Origin of the sequence: Methylobacterium sp. WSM2598 (assembly GCF_000379105.1) — a bacterium.
Lineage (GTDB): Bacteria > Pseudomonadota > Alphaproteobacteria > Rhizobiales > Beijerinckiaceae > Methylobacterium.
In genome coordinates, this window is sequence record NZ_KB900609.1 from 6303295 (window position 1) to 6318178 (window position 14884).

Below are 14884 nucleotides of genomic sequence, written 5' to 3' on the forward strand. Positions count from 1 at the left end.
AGAAAGGTTTGTGTAAAACAAAGAAAAATATCAGCACGAACTTTGTATATATGGAAATCACTTATCTTGTTTCTGCGTACAAATTCGATCTGTAGCACTGAAATTGCTATAGGTGAATATTTTATATATTCCTGAATTATTGCTACAGAGCGAACTGGAAACGAATTACAGGAATTACCAAAGCGGCTTTAAACAACCTTCGGTCGGTAGTTGGATCGATATGTTCCCGCTAGGGTTAGTCGCTGACTCAAAGGAGTTGGCGCTGCGGCGTGGAGAGGACGCCGCATCGAAGGCCGCTAGGCCTGCTTCGCAGGTGAGAATCTGCAGCTTTCCAATGAGGAGATCCGAGATGGCGAATGTCGTTGGAACTGACGGGCGCGACGTTCTTTGGGGGCACCTCTGGACCTGATCTCATCCAGGGAAAAGGTGGCGATGACACCATCTACGGTGGATACGGTGACGATGTCCTGCAAGGCGACGACGGGGACGACGTGTTCCTCCTGAGTGGATCGGAGGGTAACGATTTCTACGAGGGCGGCAGCGGATCCGATAGTATTTTTCTCAAAGGCGTCAGCTATGTATGGAATTACGTCGAGATCGGCATCAGCTCGATGACTTCGATCGAGGCGATCATTAATCTCACGAGCGTCCCGACAACAATCAAAACCAAATTTGTCACTTGATCTCACAGGAGTCAAACTGGTCGATATCGATGCGCTGAATGGCAGCGCAGGCAACAATTATCTGACCGGGGAACGCGTGTACCACCAGGCGACCGGCACGTGGACGGGCATCACGATCACCGGATACGGCGGCAACGATGAACTCACCGGCTCCGATCTCAGCGACAGGCTCGACGGCGGCGAGGGCAACGACACCTTGATCGGCGGCAGCGGGATTTATCAATTCCGCTTCGAGGCCGGTCAAGGCATCGACCTGATCATGGATTGGCAGGACGGCACCGACAAGATCGTCGTCGGACCCTCGCTCTCATCCGTCGACGTGCTCAACTATAATGGAAACGCGCTGCTCAGGTTCGATGGGGGCTCGACCTACGCGCTCCTGGCCGGGGTGACGCCGACCGCGATGGACGCGAGCGATTTCATCTTCGCGTAGAACCTGGCGGTGAAGTGGTGGCGATCGCCGCGCGCGGTCGCCCTTCCCCTCGCGGCCCCGGTTCGGCCCGCCCCCGAGGGTCTCGCCGGCGCGAGACCGCGCCGCCAGGGCCGGGCCGGCCCTCGCGCGACGGCCATCCGGGCCCTCTCCGCGTTCCTCAGAAGCCCGAGGTGATCCGCCCGTAGGCGTTCTCGGTGAACATGTAGAGCTGGGTGCCGACGAAGGAGCCGGTCATCAGCATCACGAGCAGGATCACGACGATCTTCGGCACGAAGGTGAGGGTCACCTCCTGGATCTGCGTGAGGGCCTGGAGCAGGGCGACCGCGATGCCGACCGCCATGGCGGCCGCGACCGCGGGCCCGGCCCCGATCAGGATGGTCCAGATCGCGGTGCGCACCAGTTCGAGGGCGTCGACCTCGTTCACGACAGCGACACGCCGTTGCCGAGGAGCAGCTGCCGGCCGTCCTTCAAGGTGGCGAGCGGACCGTCCGTGGTGATCTTCACGGAGGCGACCACGCCGGTGATCTTGCCGTCGTCCGAGGTCGCGGTGCGCCCGATCGCGCTCTCGGCCTGCGCCAGGTAGTTCGAGGACAGGAGCGCGTCGAGCTTGTTGTTCATCTTGGTGCTCTGCTCGACCTCCGAGAAGGTGGCGAGCTCGCCCATATAGGCCGTCGAATCCATCGGCTTGGTCGGATCCTGGTTCTTGAGCTGCGTGAGCAGCAGCTGCAGGAAGGCGTCCGTGTTGAGCGAGGTCGCGGTCTTCGAGGTGGTGGGCGCAGCGCTGCCGCCCGTCGCGGTCGCGCCGCTCGACGCCCCCGCCGTGGACGAACTGATGCCGGTGATGCTCATCGCTGGTCTCTCCTCTGGCGCCGCGGCGCCGCTGCCGCGCCGGCGGCGCGGTGTCGCTTGGATCCGGGCCGGTTGGCTCTCGTGCCGGTTGGATCTCGGGCCGCTCGGGCCTCAGGCCGCGCGGCCCGCGCTCCGGACGACCCGGCGCGGCGGGGGCAGCTCGGCCTGGGCCGCGCCGCCGTCGAGGACGGCCGCCTCGGCGGCGTAGAGATTCCGGATGAGCTTCAGGGCCTCGTAGGGCCGCCCGGCCGCGATCTGGGCGGAGGCGGCCATCAGGCCCTCCCGGATCTCCGCGTTGGTGAGCGCCGCCATCAGGCCGGCATGCAACTCCTCATAGAGTTTGCGGGCCGGCTCGGCCCCGGCCGGGTCCATCAGCAGCACCTGGGCGGCGAAGTAGAGCTGCCGCAGGGGGGTCGTCGCCTGTTCGGGCTGGAGCACGTGCTGCTCCAGCAGGAAGGTGGCCTCGTTCAGGAGCTCGAGCGAGACCCGACGGTCGACGCGCAGGACCGCGCCGTTCACGTAGACCCGCTCGCCGGCCCGCAGGGACAGCCGCATGCGCCGGCTCATCGCAGACCGTCGCGGATCGCCGTGTTCACGTCGATCAGCGGCGCGAGGCTGCGCTCGGGCAGGCGCAGGGCCTCGCTCGCCTCGCGCATGCTCCACAGCCCGATCGAGACGAGGTCGGTGCGCAACGGCTCCGGCAGCCCGTTCTCCGGGTTGAGGAGGTCCTCGATGAGGACGTCCCAGAGTCGCTGCAGGAAGCTCACCGCCTCGCCGCGATCCTCGAACTTCGCGTCCGCCGCATCGGCCTTCCGCAGCAGGGCGAGCGCCCTGTCGAAGGCCGCGCGCTCCCGCTCGCGGCAGAGGTCCGGCGCGTCTTCCAGGATCTCGTTGTAGGAAAAACGGTACATCGTCGCTGATGCCTCGTGTGACTCGGGCCCGGTCAGCCGGACCGTCGAACCGGCCGCCCGCCGGTCGGAGGGGCCCCGGGAGCCCCATCCGCGCCGGGTCGGGCGGCCGTCGCGAAGTATCTCAGGAGAGTTTGTGCTTAAGGTTAACACCGACAAACTCCTGAGCGGCCTTTCTTGGGAGCCCATGACGCGCGCGGGACCTGGCCTGCGCCCGTGAAAACCTTCCCATGCAAGGAGAACCAAGCTGAGTGCAGCTGCGGAAGATGATCCGCAACCGGCGATCACTACAGATAATTGACGAGGCTGAGCTGCCGAAGTTGCGACGTGAGCGAGTAGGACATCTGGATCTGAGCGTTGAGCCGGTCGAGCCGGGTCTTGGCCTCGGCGGGATCGACCCCTTCGAGATCGTCGATCCGGCTGGCGATCAGGCTCTTCTGGGCGTCCATGCGGGTGTTCGCGTCCTTGATGCGCGCCTGCACCGTGCCGAGATCGGCCTGGAGGCCGACGAGGCCCTGGCTCCCCTGGCTGAGCAGCGACGTGATCTTGTCGGCGATGACGGTCTGCGTGGCCGCCGACATGGTGTCTGCCTTCAGGGCGGAGGCGAGGACGTAGGCCATGGCGAGGCTGCGGATCGGCTCCGCATTGGCGCTGACGGAGGTCCGGGCGGTCTCGTCCGGGGCGATCCGGCTCGTCAGCGCGTCGCTCGACGCGCTCGACCAGGTCGCGGTCCAGTGCGCCTCGTCGAACAGCTGGGCCAGGGGCCCATTCAGGAACGCGGTCATCTGGGCCGGCGTGATCGTGGCGGGATCCGCGCTGCCGAAGGCCGCCTGGAAGGCTTGGTCGACCGCCGCCTTGGCGGGCGAGGTCGGGCTGCCCGCATAGGCGGTGAGCGGCGCCTTGTCGGTGTTGAGCCCGGCGAACAGGTACTGGCCGTTGGCGGCGCCGTTCAGGGCCGAGGTGAGGGCGGCGAGCTGGGTGGCGGCCAGCGTCGAGATGGTCGAGACCTTCTTGTCGATCGAGGCGCCGAGCAGCTGCTTGAGGGTGTCGTCGGCCGCGGCCTGGAGCTGCTTGAGCGTCGCCTGGGTCTGGTCCAGGCGCAGGGCGGTGAGGCCGTTGTCCTGCTTCAGCGCGGCGAGCTGGTCCTGCTGCCCGCGCAGCGCGAGGGAGACGCTCACGCGCGACCCGAGTTCGAGGCCGACATCCCCGTAGCGGCCGGACGCGACCTCCTGGGTCGCCTTGGCGCTCTCGGCCTGGAGCCGGGCGGTGGCGCTGCGCGGCGCGTTCCAGAGGCTTTGCGTCGAGATGTAGCTCGTCTGCATGGTGTCTAGACCGCGTTCATGAGGGTTTTGAACAGCTCGTCGATCAGCGTGACCAGCTTGGCGGAGGCCTGGTACGACCTCTCCAATTGCAGCGTCAGCGCCGTCTCGTCGTCGGTATTGACGCCGGTGACGTTCGAGAGGGCGTCGGAGGCGCGCCCGAGCAGCGTCGTCTGCTGGTCGACGGTGCTGGAGGCGACCTTGCGCTGGGATTCGAGCCAGCCCGCCGAGGCGCCCGCGTACTCGGCCAGCGCCATCGACCCGGTCGGGCCCGGGGCGCTGCCCAGGCTCTGCTTGACGGACAGGGCCGCGACCAGGGCGGTGAGCCGGCCCGCATAGGCGGTGCCGCTGCCGGCGGCGGCCGGGTTGGAGCGGTAGGCGGCGCCGTTCATGCCGCCGTCGCGCAGGAGCGCCGGGTCGCCGCCCCTCTGCGGATCGACCGCGGCGTTCAGGGTGATCGCGGCGGCGAGCCCCGCCTTGGAACTCGGCAGGGCGGAGGTGCTGCCGTTTCGGAACAGGCCGGCGAGGTCGGCCCCGCCCGAGGACGAGGTCTCCCGGAAGGTCGCGATCAGCGCGGAGGCGATCTCGTCGAGCTGCGCCGCGTAGGCCGGGGCGGCCACGTCGCGCAGCTGGCTCAGGCCCGCGAGCGTGCCCGAGCGCAGGGGCATCGGCGAGTTCGGCCCGGTGACCGCCACGCCGTCGATGATCACGGCATTGCCGGTCGTGCCGGATTGGTAGGTCGGCGTCGCCGCGAAGCTGACCTTGCGCGGGATGCGGTCGTAGAGGGGCACGCCGCTGTCGGTGTAGAGCGCGACGTCGCCGCCCTCGCGCGGCACCACGGTGACGCCGAGTTCCTCCGAGAGCTTGGCGATGATCTGGTCGCGGGAATCGAGCGCGTCGGTGACGTCGGCGCCGAGGGCGGTGCCGCGCATCACCGCCTTGTTGGCGAGGTCGAACTGCGACAGCAGATCGCTGATCCGCGTGACGGACTCGCCCATGGCCGCGTCCGCGTCGGCCTGGGTCCTCGCGACGGCGCCGGCGGCCTGGTTGAGGCTCGCGGCGAGGTCCCGGGCCTTGTCGAGTGCCGCGCGGGCGAGCGTGGCGTCGTCGGGCCTGTTCGCCGCCGATTGGAGCGCGGCGGCCAGGGCGGAGAGGCGGGCGGCGGCCGAGGTCGTGCTCTGCGGGTCGCCGACCGTCTGCTGCAGGGACTGCAGGCCCCTGAGCAGCTGCTGCGACCCCGCGAGGTCCGAGGTGGCGGAGATCATGCGCGCGTAGAGCGCCGCGTCGCTCGCCCGCGTGATCGAGACCGTGACGCCGCCGGTGCCCGGCACGAGGGTGGCGATCTTGCGGGAATAGCCCGCGCTCGACGCGCCCGCGACGTTGCGGGACGACACCGCGATCTGGGTCGAGGAGGCGAGGAGCGAGGAGCGCGCCGTGGCAAGCGCGAGGGAGAGGCCCATCGGGAGGCTCCGGAGGAGACGCGCGGGACGCGACGCCCGCGCCGGGAGAGGCGATGGCGGCGCTGGCGCAAGGACCGGCCGGTGGGCCGGGGCGTGGTCGAGCCCGCGCCGGGATCGGGAACCGGGCGCCGCCGCCCCCCGCCGGGAGCGGCCGCGCCCCTGTCGGCTCAGCGCTTGAGCTGCATCAGCGTGTCGAGCATCTCGTTGCTGGTCATGAACACCTTCGAATTCGCCGTGTAGACGGTCTGCGAGGCGATCATCGAGGTGAGTTCGGTGCTGACGTCGACGTTGGATTGTTCGAGGGCGCCCGACACGATTCCGCCGCGCCCGCCCTGGTTGGCGAAGCCGACCTGCAGCGCGCCGGATTCGAGGGTCGTCTCGTAGACGTTGCCGGCGCGCGGCTTGAGGTTGTCCGGGCTGTCGACGTCGGCGATCGGGATCTTGAAGGCGGCGACCTTCGAGTTGTCCTCGTAGACCGCGTAGACCGTGCCGTCCGCGGCGAATTCGGCCCCCGTCACGGCGCTGGCCTTGCTGCCGTCCGCGCTGCCCTTGATGTCGGTGGCCGAGGCGAGCTGGGTCATGCCGGTGAGGTCGAGGGAGACGGGCTGCCCGTTCGGGACCGTCACGCTGCCCGTCCCGCCCGAGGTGACCTTGCCGTTCACGAAGCCGAGCGGGATCGTGGTGAGCGGCGAGGCCGGGAAGCTCGCGCTGTTGCTCGCGTCGTAGACCGAGGCCGACCACGCGTTGTCGCCGGTCTTGGTCAGGTAGATGTCGAGGGTGACCGCCTTGCCGAGATTGTCGTAGGTGACGAGCGAGGTCTTCTTGGAGTAGTTCGACCCGGCCGGCACCGCGCCGGAGGTCACCGCGGCGGCGGTCGAATCGAGGTTCCCGGTCAGGGCGCCCTTGGTCGAGGCGCTCGCCTTCATGCCGAGCGCCGAGATGTTGACCGGCACCATGCCGTCGAGGCTGTTGAGCGTCGGGCTGGCCTGGCCGTTCTTGAGGCTGTAGCCCATCAGGGTGAAGCCGGCGGCGTTCTTGAAGGTGCCGGTCGAGCCGTCGGGCACGAAGTTGCCGGCCCGGGTCAGGTAGGAGGCGCCGCTCGCGTCCTTGACCACGAAGAAGCCGTTGCCGGCGATCGCGAGGTCGGATTTCGAGGAGGTGCTGACGCGCGCGCCCTCGTCGCTGACCGCGCGCCGCTGCACCGTCTCGACCGAGCCCGAATTGTAGTCGCCGGTCGCGCTCGAGGACAGCAGCAGCGATGAGAACTCCGTCGAGACCCGCTTGTACCCGGTCGTGCCGGCATTCTGCACGTTCTCGGCAACGGTGCTGATCCGGTTGGACTGGGCATTCATGCCGGACATGCCGGTGCGCAGGGCGCCAAGGAGACTCATCGTGTGACCTCGAAGATTCCGGTTGCGGGGTACTAGACGCGGGCACGCTTGCGCGGGGCTGGGCTGTGGGTCACCCGCGCAAGGATTGGGCGAGTTCCAGGAAGGCGTCCTCGCTCGGAGGCTGGCCGGGTTCCTGCCGGAGGGACTCGTAGATGCGCGGGACCAGACCGACGGCCTGATCGAGCTCCGCGTCGGAGCCCGCGCGGTAGCCGCCCATCAGCCGCAGGTCGCGGGTCTCCTCGAAGCGGGCGATCATGCCCTTGAGCCGGCGCACGACGTCGCGCTGCTCGGGCGTCCAGACCTGGTCGGAAAGCCGCGAGATCGAGCCGAGGAGGTCGATCGCCGGGTAGCGGCCCTGGTCGGCGATGCCCCGATCGAGCACCACGTGCCCGTCGAGGGTGCCGCGGATGCTGTCGGCGACCGGGTCGTTGTGGTCGTCGCCGTCGACCAGGACCGAGAAGATCCCGGTGATGCTGCCGCGCCCGTCCTGCCCGGGCCCGGCCCTCTCGAGCAGGCGGGGCAGGTCCGAGAAGACGCTCGGCGGGAAGCCGCGGGCGACGGCCGGCTCCCCCGCCGCCAGCGCCACGTCCCGGGCCGCGTGGGCGTAGCGCGTCACCGAATCGACGATCAGCAGCACCGCCTCGCCCCGGTCGCGCAGGCTCTCGGCGACCGCCATGGCGAGGCGGGGCGCCTGGCGGCGCATCATCGGGCTCTCGTCGCCGGTCGAGACCACGATCGCGGCGCGCCCGCGGCTCGCCGCGAGCGGGCCTTCGAGGAATTCCCGCACCTCGCGGCCGCGCTCGCCGACCAGCGCCACCACCACGCTGTCGAAGCCCCGCGCCCCGGCCAGCATGGCGAGCAGGGTCGACTTGCCGACGCCCGATCCCGCGAAGATGCCGATGCGCTGGCCCGCGCAGAGGGGCGTGAACAGGTCGATCGCCCGCACCCCCGTGCGCAGGGGCGCGCGCAGCCGCGCCCGGCCGAGGGCCGCCGGCGGGTCGGCGTCGAGGGGAACGAGGTCGGGGCCGGGCGGCAGCGGGCCGAGCCCGTCGAGGGGGCGCCCGAGCGCGTCGAGGACGCGCCCCTTCCAGGACGGGGCGGGCCGCACCCGCGCCGGGCCGATCCGGAAGGCGCGGGTGCCGATCCCGGCCTCGATCCGCGCCTCGAAGGGCTTGAGGGTGGCGCCGGCGGCGTCGACCCGCACCACCTCGGCGATCTGCACGCGCCCGTCCGCCTCGATCCCCATCCGGTCGCCGAGGCGGACGAAGGGGGCGACGCCCGCGACCCGGCAGGCGCTCGCCGTCACCTCGCGGACCGGCCCGCCGACCCGTACCACCGGCAGCGATTCGAGCCCCGCCGCGAGGGCCGCGTCGAGCCGCGCGAGCGCGTCCGTCATCGCTCAGCCCGTCGGCCCGAGCGTGCGGATCGCGCTCTGCAGCGAGGAATCCGCCTCGCTCGCCGTCGCGACCGCGTTGTCGAAGGCGCGCTGGATCGCGATGAGCTTCGTCATCTCCAGGATCGGGTTGACGTTCGCGCCCTCGAGATGGCCCTGCACGACGCCGATCTTGGTGAAGTCCTGGACCGGGCGGGCGGGCAGGTTCGACGTCACGGCGCCGGGCCCGGCCCGCGTGATGCGGGACTTGGCATCGAGGGTGAACACCCCGAGGGAGCCGACGAGGCTGCCGTTCTGCTGGATGCTGCCGTCGCGCCCGATCGTCGGCGGCCCGGCATTCGGGTCGAGGAGGATGGGCGCCCCGCCGGGATCGAGGATCGGCTGGCCGGACACGCTGCGCAGCTGCCCGCTCGCGTCCATCGTCATGCGACCGTCGCGGGTGTAGACCGGGGCGCCCCCGGGGCCCTGCACCGAGAGCCAGGCATCGCCCTGCACCGCCACGTCGAGGGGCGCGTCGGTCTTGATCGTCGGCCCGGCGAGCCGCGAGATGTAGGTGTCGCCGGTGCTGGCGAAGGCCACCGGCCCCGTCCTGGCCTTGTCGAACACCGCCTCGAACTTCGTCTCCTCGGCCCGGTAGCCGACCGTGGCGAGGTTGGCGATGTTGTTGGCGACCGTGTCGAGGCGCTTCTGCAGCGCGACCTGGGCCGAGAGGGAGACGTAGAGGCCGTTCTGCATGGTGCGTCAGCTGCTCGCGTTCGTTGGGTAGAGGCTGCCGAGCGGGTCGGCGCCGCCGCCGCCGGCCGTCGTGAACAGGGCCAGGATGGGGGAGTCGCCGCTCGAATTCTGCGCGTCCCAGATCGCCGCGAAGCGCCTGACGAAGGCCTGGACCTTGGCCGGGTCCTGGAAGCCCGCGATGTCGATCTTCGCGGCGAGGAACGCCGCGCGGGCGTCCAGGGCCTCGCTCGTCGCCGCCCCGCTCGTCGCCGGCAGGCCCGCGACCGTGTTGGCGACCTTGGACAGGGCCGCGTCGCCGAGGATGTCGTAGGCGCTCGTGAGGGTGGGCGCCATGCGGGCGAAGTAGAGGGCGAGGCGCAGGCCCGTATCCTCCTCGCCCGCGTCGGATTCCAGCGTCTGCTCCAGGTAGGCGTCCGTGACGGTCCTGACCTGCGCGTCGGGGAGCAGCGCGGTGCCGAAGCCGATGCCGACCGCCCTGCGGTCCGCGGCGGAGGGGGCGGCGTTCTCGACCGAGAGGGTGCGGCCGGTTCCCCCGGCCTCCACCGCGGTGCCGAATCCGTCGGGCGCGCTCGCGGTGGTCTCGAAGTAGAGCTCGTTCCGCGCGCCCAGGCCGACCTGCACCCTGTCCTCGAGGCCGTCCTCGCCCGAGGCGGCGATCTGCGCGTTGATCGCCGCGACGATCTCGGCGCCCGTGACCCGGGTGAGATCCGCCGCCGACCCCGCCAGCGTCGCGGCGTTGAGGGTGATCGTGACCGAGCGGGTCGTCGTCGCGTCGAGCCGGCTCGTCAGGGTGAAGCGCGCCTCGTTGGCGCCCGAGAAGTCGGTGGAATCGGGCAGGGCGGCCGGCGCGGAGAGCTGCGCCGGCTGGGGGGGCACGACGCCGCTCTCGGAGATGGAGCCGTCGGCCCCGCTCGCCGAGGCCGCGCCCGCCGCGAAGTCGAAGGCCCGGGCGAAGGCGACGTAGCGCGGGTCGGCGAGGCGGTTGGCGAAGCTCGACGCATCCGCGACGCCGCCTTCCAGCACCTTGCGCATGAACGCCTTGGCGTAGGTCATGTCCTCCAGCCCGTACGCCTTCATCGCGTAGGCGTAGAGGCGCTGGTCGGCCATGAGGTCGTCCACCGACTTCACCTTGCCGATATTGGCCTCGTAATAGGCCGTGTCGCGGGCGACGATGGGATCGGCGGCCTTGCGCTGGAGGGCCTTGGGCAGGTCGCGGGCGACGAGCTGGTAGCTCGTGAAGGTCGAGGTCACGGCGCGGTCTCCTGCGTCGGGCGCAGGGCGGCGCGGTCCGCCGGGATGGCCTCGACGTGTCATGGTGTGAGCCCGCTCGACCCTATGATGTGGCGGTTGAAGGACTGGTAACGGTGCACGCTTGCCCCTGGCTTGCGGCCTCCTGGCTTGCGGCTTCCTGGCTCGCGGCCCCGCCCCGCGTCAGAACTTCGCGCGCGAGCGCTGCAGCCTGCCGAGGTTCTCCGCCTGCGAGTTCGGACTCGTCGGGAACAGCCCCAGCACCGGCGAGGATTCCGCGTCCGCGTTGGTGGCGTCCCAGATCGCCGCGAAGCGCTTGACGAAGGCCTGGACCTTGGCCGGGTCCTGGAAGCTCGCGATGTCGATCTTCTGCTTGATGAGCGCGGCGCGGCGCACGAGCGCGTCGCTCGTCGCGGCGCCGCTCGTCGCCGGGAGCCCGAGCACCACGTTGGCGACCTTGGTCAGGGCCGGGTCGCTCAGGATGTCGTAGGGGCTGCTGAGGGTCGGGGCCATGCGCGTGAAGTAGAGCGCGAGGCGCACGCCCGTGTCCTTCTCGCCCTCGTCGCGCTCGATCGCTTGGTTCAGGTAGGCCAGCGTGACCCGCTGCGCCCGGGCGCTCATCGGCAGGGCGGAGCCGAAGCCGACATCCGCCAACTGCCGCCCCTCCGCCGGGGCCAGATTCTGGATCGTGATGGTGCGGACCTGCCCGCCCCCCTCGTAGAGGACGTCCGCGTAGGCCCCCGTGCCGCCGGGCTTGCCGTCGGCCCCGAGCGAGGCGAAGGCGGTCGTCTCGAGGAACAGCTCGCCCTTGGCGCCGAGGCTGGCCGACACCTCGCCGGCGAGGTTCGCCTCGCCCGAGGCGGCGATCTGGCTGTTGATCGCCGCGACCAGCTCGGCGGGCGTGACGCGCGCGAGGTCGGACACCGCGTCCCTGAGCGTGGACTTGTTGAGGACGATGGTGGCGCTCTTGGTGGTCGTGGCATCGACCCGCGAACTGATCGTGAAGCGGGCCTCGACCTTGTCCGAGAAGTCCATCGCCTGGCCGAGCGGGAAAGCTCCGCTCAGCCGGGCCGGAATCGCCGGTCCGAGCCTGTAATCAGCGTAGGTCTTGCCGGTCATCACCGGGTCGGCGCCCTGCGCCGTGACATCCGTAGCGAATTGGAACTGGCGCGCGAACTCGACGTAGCGCTGGTCGGCGAGGCGGTTGGCGAAGCTCGAAGGCGACGCCACGCCTTCGGTCAGCACCCGCCGCATGAACGCCTTGGCGTAGATCATCTCCTCGAGTCCGTGCGCCCTCATGGCGTAGGCGTAGAGGCAGTCATCCTTCATGAACTCATCGATCGACTTCACCTTGCCGATATTGGCGGTGAAATAGTCGGTGTCGCGCCTGACCGTCTTCTCGTTGGCCTTGCGCGTGAGGGTCTTGGTGATGTCGCGCGTGAGGAGCTGATAGCTCGTGAAGGTCGAGGTCACGACGTCGTCTCCGGCTGCGGATGCGGGAGGGCACCGCCGGGTCCTGCCCGGCCTGCCCCGACCTTACGTCATGCATCCTCTGGAACCGGTAAACCGCTTTCCTTGCGTCAGGCTCGACGACCCGGGCTACCGGCGCGCGACCGACCCGCCCGGGGGAATGATCGTCTCGGAGGTGACGACGATCCAGCCGCCGCCGGAGGGCAGGATCGACAGGACGCGCCCGGCGCCGGGCAGCTCGGTGCCGGGCTCCACCCGGCGCAGGCCGCTCGGCCCCTCGATCAGGGCGACGCCCTCCTGCACGCCCCGCACCGTGTAGCCCCGCCCGGCCGGCTCGGTCCTGGCGCCGCCCTGGCCGGGCGCCGTCGGCGTCCGCGGGTCGGGCAGCGAGCCGGTCACCAGCGGGTCGAGATCCTGCGGCGGCGTGGCGGTGATGCCGCGCTTCCAGGCCATCGGCCCGGCGGTCGGCGGCACGATCGGGCGGAGCTCGACCGGCATCGGTCCTCCGACGAAGGTGTAGGCGGCGAACCCGGTCGTCGCGATGCCGAGCCCGATCACCGCCGCGAAGGTCGCCCGCTCCAGGGCGGCCGCGCGCACCCGGCGCCGGATCTCGGCGGTGGTCAGGCCGGACTCGAGGATGAGGGACGCGCGCCCGCTCGTCCCGGTCGGGGCCGGGGGTCTGGAGGGCGGGGGCCCGGATGCCGGCAGCTTGGCGGCGCGCGGCGGCTGGCGGGGAGGGCGGGAAGCGACGGGCATGACCGGCTCGGCGAGGATCAGTTGCCAAGACTTGAAAGGATTTGGTTAAGGTCGCGTTAACCTTCGGTCGCCGGGCCTCGCCCGGGAGGGGCTTTGCCCCGGCGCGGCCTCGCCCTAGGCTCGGGAGGAGCGGCGTTCCGGCGCGCAGCGGGACCGGGGGGACAGGTCGGAATGGACGACGCGAAGGAGCACTCGGCGGGCCGGAACCGGGATCCGGGCGCGGGCCGCCGGCACCGGGTGCTGCAGCAGGGCCGCATCGTCCTGGGCAGCGACCAACTCGTCCCCTGCACGGTGCGGGACCTGTCGCGCAGCGGCGCCAAGATCCGGATCGACCGCGCGGTCGCGCTGCCCGAGCGCTTCGCGCTCTATATCGCCGGACACGACCTGCGCAGCGTGACGGTGGTCCTGCGCTGGCGGCGCGGCGACTTCGCCGGCCTCGCCTTCCTGTCGGATCCTCGCGGATCCGGGGCGGACCCTGGCGGATCCTCGCGGATCCGAGGCGGGTCCGCGCCGGATCCTTCGGGAGCCCGGCGCGATCCGGCGGATCAGCCGACGAAGCTGTAGCCGACCATCCGCTTGGCCTCGATCGGGTCGCGCCCGATGCGCTGCCGCAGCTTCTTGCGCAGCTTGCTGATGTGCCCCTCGACGACGCTCTCCTCGACGTCGCTGGCGTGATCGCCGTAGACCGCGTCGAAGATCTGGGTCTTGGTGAGCCAGCGACCGCGGTTGCGGGCGAGGTATTCGAGGATGTGGCGCTCGCGGCGCGGCAGCATCAGGCTCTCGCCGTCGATCTCGGGATCCCGGCCGTCGAAGTGCACGACGAGCCGCTCGGCCTGCTGGGGCGCCGCGCTGCGCGGCTCGCCCCTGTTCATCCGGCGGCGGATCGCGTCGGCCCGGGCCAGGATCTCCCGGACGTGGACGGGCCGGCGGACCACGTCGTCGATGCCGGCAGTGAAGAGGTCCAGGGTCTGCGCCAGGGACCGCGTCTCGCTGAGCGCGATGATCGGTGCCCGCGACAGCTTGCGCAGAATGGCGGTGTCGGCGGCGCGGTGCTGGTAGTCGCCGATCAGGAAACCCTCGACGCGGTCGAGGTCATCGCGCGACCGAGCGTCGAGCCAGGTCCGCAGGGTGTCCGCGTCGAGGCTCCGGGAGGGGACTCCATGCTCGTTGAAGCCCGCCACGTACTCGGCCGCGACGCCCTGCCGCTCATCGATCACGATATACACTGCCCTTGCCCCCAAAAGACATTGGCCAGTTTTGCAAGGTCAGGACCGAAGCCTGTTGCTCGGCGCTTCTCGATCCCGGCCGGTTCACACGCATTCGCTGCACGCGTTGCTGATCAGCCTCGGATATCGAGGCTGGAAAGCGATTGCGGCAAGGCGCTTGCGATGGGCCGATGTTTGAGAGGGCGCGGTTAATTAATGGTTAACAGGGTTTAGCAATTTTTAACCTCGAAACGCGGACACGGCCCGCCAATCACCAAGCGCGCGCGCGGCGAGGTGTTGCGGCCGCCGTGACGCGACGGCACCCCTGTCAATGCCCGGTCGATGACCTGCGGGGCACCGGCGGATGTGCTGGCAAAGATCTTGGGATTGTCGCGCCCGGGCCACGGGCGACCGGCATAGATCGCGCGGCTTAATTCAGGGCGTGGGGAATGGCGGCGGCCGCCCCGGTGCCGCAGTGGACCGCAGCGGGCCGCGCCGCAGGGCCGGCAGCGGTCGGCCGGCGCGGCGTCCCGGGCGGGGCGGCCGTCAGTCCGGCTTGCGGGTCGCGCGGCGCGCCCGCAGCGCGATTCCGGCCGGATCCAGGGTCTTCTGCCAGCCGCTGCGCCCCTCGGCGAGGCCGTGCATGCGGTAATGCACCAGGGGGTTGATGCCCGCCTCGGCCACGTCGGGATTCGCCGAGAGATAGCCCGACGTGCTGAACTGCGCGGAGGGATCGCGGCCCTCCTTCCACCCGAAGGTCAGGTAATGCTCCAGGGGATCGCAGCCGTGCTCGGCCACGTCCGGATAGGTGGCGAGGTAGAAGACCGGGTCGAAGCCGCCCATCGACCAAGTGGCGCGGGAGGGAGCACGGGACGCGGCGCGGGACTTGGGGCTGCGGCGACTGGTCATCGATACCACCGGTCCATCTCCGTCCTACAACGCAAGGCTGAGCGATCTGCTCGGCCCCGCGTGACCCTCACCTTGAGGAATGCGTCCGCCGCGCCGGGAGCCCGGCGCGTGCGCCGACCATAGCG

General features: G+C 70.2%; 17 protein-coding genes. 3 read left to right on the forward strand and 14 right to left on the reverse strand.

Features of this window, described 5'->3' with window-relative positions:
- Window positions 1-356: 356 nt before the first annotated feature.
- Together MET2598_RS38280 and MET2598_RS0129390 are read left to right on the forward strand one after the other, a co-directional pair.
- Entirely contained in the window at window positions 357-683 is a 327-nt protein-coding gene (locus MET2598_RS38280) for a hypothetical protein (protein ID WP_018263280.1), read from the forward strand.
- On the forward strand, window positions 673-1116 hold the full coding sequence (locus MET2598_RS0129390; RefSeq protein ID WP_157182279.1) for a hypothetical protein: 444 nt from the start codon (window positions 673-675) through the stop codon (window positions 1114-1116). Before MET2598_RS38280 ends, MET2598_RS0129390 begins: the two co-directional genes overlap by 11 nt.
- 157 nt (window positions 1117-1273) lie before the next feature.
- Here MET2598_RS0129390 and fliQ read toward each other — a convergent pair whose 3' ends face one another.
- The 12 genes from fliQ to MET2598_RS0129450 all read right to left on the reverse strand — a co-directional run bounded on the left by fliQ (window position 1274) and on the right by MET2598_RS0129450 (window position 12645).
- On the reverse strand, window positions 1274-1540 hold the full coding sequence (gene fliQ / locus MET2598_RS0129395) for a flagellar biosynthesis protein FliQ (RefSeq protein ID WP_018263282.1): 267 nt from the start codon (window positions 1538-1540) through the stop codon (window positions 1274-1276).
- The gene (gene flgD, locus MET2598_RS0129400) at window positions 1537-1965 is read right to left on the reverse strand and encodes a flagellar hook assembly protein FlgD (protein WP_018263283.1); all 429 of its coding nucleotides are present in this window, start codon (window positions 1963-1965) and stop codon (window positions 1537-1539) included. Before flgD ends, fliQ begins: the two co-directional genes overlap by 4 nt.
- Before the next feature lie 111 nt (window positions 1966-2076).
- Complete coding sequence (flbT, locus tag MET2598_RS0129405; RefSeq protein WP_018263284.1) at window positions 2077-2520, reverse strand: flagellar biosynthesis repressor FlbT; 444 nt, start codon at window positions 2518-2520, stop codon at window positions 2077-2079.
- 8 nt (window positions 2521-2528) lie between these two features.
- A complete protein-coding gene (gene flaF / locus MET2598_RS0129410) occupies window positions 2529-2876 on the reverse strand; it encodes a flagellar biosynthesis regulator FlaF (RefSeq protein ID WP_012336143.1) in 348 nt (115 codons plus the stop codon).
- A 284-nt stretch (window positions 2877-3160) separates the two neighbouring features.
- Entirely contained in the window at window positions 3161-4195 is a 1035-nt protein-coding gene (locus MET2598_RS0129415) for a flagellar hook-associated family protein (RefSeq protein WP_018263285.1), read from the reverse strand.
- Between the two features lie 5 nt (window positions 4196-4200).
- On the reverse strand, window positions 4201-5652 hold the full coding sequence (gene flgK, locus MET2598_RS0129420) for a flagellar hook-associated protein FlgK (protein WP_018263286.1): 1452 nt from the start codon (window positions 5650-5652) through the stop codon (window positions 4201-4203).
- A 167-nt stretch (window positions 5653-5819) separates the two neighbouring features.
- The gene (locus MET2598_RS0129425) at window positions 5820-7043 is read right to left on the reverse strand and encodes a flagellar hook protein FlgE (protein ID WP_012336140.1); all 1224 of its coding nucleotides are present in this window, start codon (window positions 7041-7043) and stop codon (window positions 5820-5822) included.
- A 70-nt stretch (window positions 7044-7113) separates the two neighbouring features.
- Window positions 7114-8439: a flagellar protein export ATPase FliI gene (fliI, locus tag MET2598_RS0129430; RefSeq protein WP_012336139.1), complete on the reverse strand. Its 1326-nt coding sequence runs from the start codon at window positions 8437-8439 to the stop codon at window positions 7114-7116.
- A gap of 3 nt (window positions 8440-8442) precedes the next feature.
- Window positions 8443-9171 carry a flagellar basal-body rod protein FlgF gene (gene flgF / locus MET2598_RS0129435; RefSeq protein ID WP_012336138.1) on the reverse strand — a complete coding sequence of 243 codons (729 nt, stop codon included), beginning with the start codon at window positions 9169-9171 and terminating at the stop codon, window positions 8443-8445.
- 6 nt (window positions 9172-9177) lie between these two features.
- Entirely contained in the window at window positions 9178-10422 is a 1245-nt protein-coding gene (locus tag MET2598_RS0129440; RefSeq protein WP_018263287.1) for a DUF1217 domain-containing protein, read from the reverse strand.
- Between the two features lie 180 nt (window positions 10423-10602).
- Window positions 10603-11892 carry a DUF1217 domain-containing protein gene (locus MET2598_RS0129445; protein WP_018263288.1) on the reverse strand — a complete coding sequence of 430 codons (1290 nt, stop codon included), beginning with the start codon at window positions 11890-11892 and terminating at the stop codon, window positions 10603-10605.
- A gap of 126 nt (window positions 11893-12018) precedes the next feature.
- Window positions 12019-12645: a hypothetical protein gene (locus MET2598_RS0129450; RefSeq protein ID WP_018263289.1), complete on the reverse strand. Its 627-nt coding sequence runs from the start codon at window positions 12643-12645 to the stop codon at window positions 12019-12021.
- 171 nt (window positions 12646-12816) lie between these two features.
- Here MET2598_RS0129450 and MET2598_RS0129455 point away from each other — a divergent pair, with 171 nt between their 5' ends.
- The gene (locus MET2598_RS0129455) at window positions 12817-13209 is read left to right on the forward strand and encodes a PilZ domain-containing protein (RefSeq protein WP_018263290.1); all 393 of its coding nucleotides are present in this window, start codon (window positions 12817-12819) and stop codon (window positions 13207-13209) included.
- Here MET2598_RS0129455 and MET2598_RS0129460 read toward each other — a convergent pair.
- Window positions 13191-13871: a response regulator transcription factor gene (locus MET2598_RS0129460; RefSeq protein WP_018263291.1), complete on the reverse strand. Its 681-nt coding sequence runs from the start codon at window positions 13869-13871 to the stop codon at window positions 13191-13193. The genes MET2598_RS0129455 and MET2598_RS0129460 overlap by 19 nt on opposite strands.
- Before the next feature lie 525 nt (window positions 13872-14396).
- Window positions 14397-14759, reverse strand: coding sequence for a hypothetical protein (locus MET2598_RS0129465; protein WP_012336132.1), 363 nt, complete (start codon window positions 14757-14759; stop codon window positions 14397-14399).
- Window positions 14760-14884 lie beyond the last annotated feature (125 nt).

Coding starts and splice junctions, on each gene's coding strand:
- MET2598_RS38280 (WP_018263280.1), top strand. CDS start 357: ATGTCGTTGGAACTGACGGGCGCGACGTTCTTTGGGGGCACCTCTGGA.
- flgD (WP_018263283.1), bottom strand. CDS start 1,965: ATGAGCATCACCGGCATCAGTTCGTCCACGGCGGGGGCGTCGAGCGGC.
- flbT (WP_018263284.1), bottom strand. CDS start 2,520: ATGCGGCTGTCCCTGCGGGCCGGCGAGCGGGTCTACGTGAACGGCGCG.
- flaF (WP_012336143.1), bottom strand. CDS start 2,876: ATGTACCGTTTTTCCTACAACGAGATCCTGGAAGACGCGCCGGACCTC.
- MET2598_RS0129415 (WP_018263285.1), bottom strand. CDS start 4,195: ATGCAGACGAGCTACATCTCGACGCAAAGCCTCTGGAACGCGCCGCGC.
- flgK (WP_018263286.1), bottom strand. CDS start 5,652: ATGGGCCTCTCCCTCGCGCTTGCCACGGCGCGCTCCTCGCTCCTCGCC.
- MET2598_RS0129425 (WP_012336140.1), bottom strand. CDS start 7,043: ATGAGTCTCCTTGGCGCCCTGCGCACCGGCATGTCCGGCATGAATGCC.
- fliI (WP_012336139.1), bottom strand. CDS start 8,439: ATGACGGACGCGCTCGCGCGGCTCGACGCGGCCCTCGCGGCGGGGCTC.
- flgF (WP_012336138.1), bottom strand. CDS start 9,171: ATGCAGAACGGCCTCTACGTCTCCCTCTCGGCCCAGGTCGCGCTGCAG.
- MET2598_RS0129450 (WP_018263289.1), bottom strand. CDS start 12,645: ATGCCCGTCGCTTCCCGCCCTCCCCGCCAGCCGCCGCGCGCCGCCAAG.
- MET2598_RS0129455 (WP_018263290.1), top strand. CDS start 12,817: ATGGACGACGCGAAGGAGCACTCGGCGGGCCGGAACCGGGATCCGGGC.
- MET2598_RS0129465 (WP_012336132.1), bottom strand. CDS start 14,759: ATGACCAGTCGCCGCAGCCCCAAGTCCCGCGCCGCGTCCCGTGCTCCC.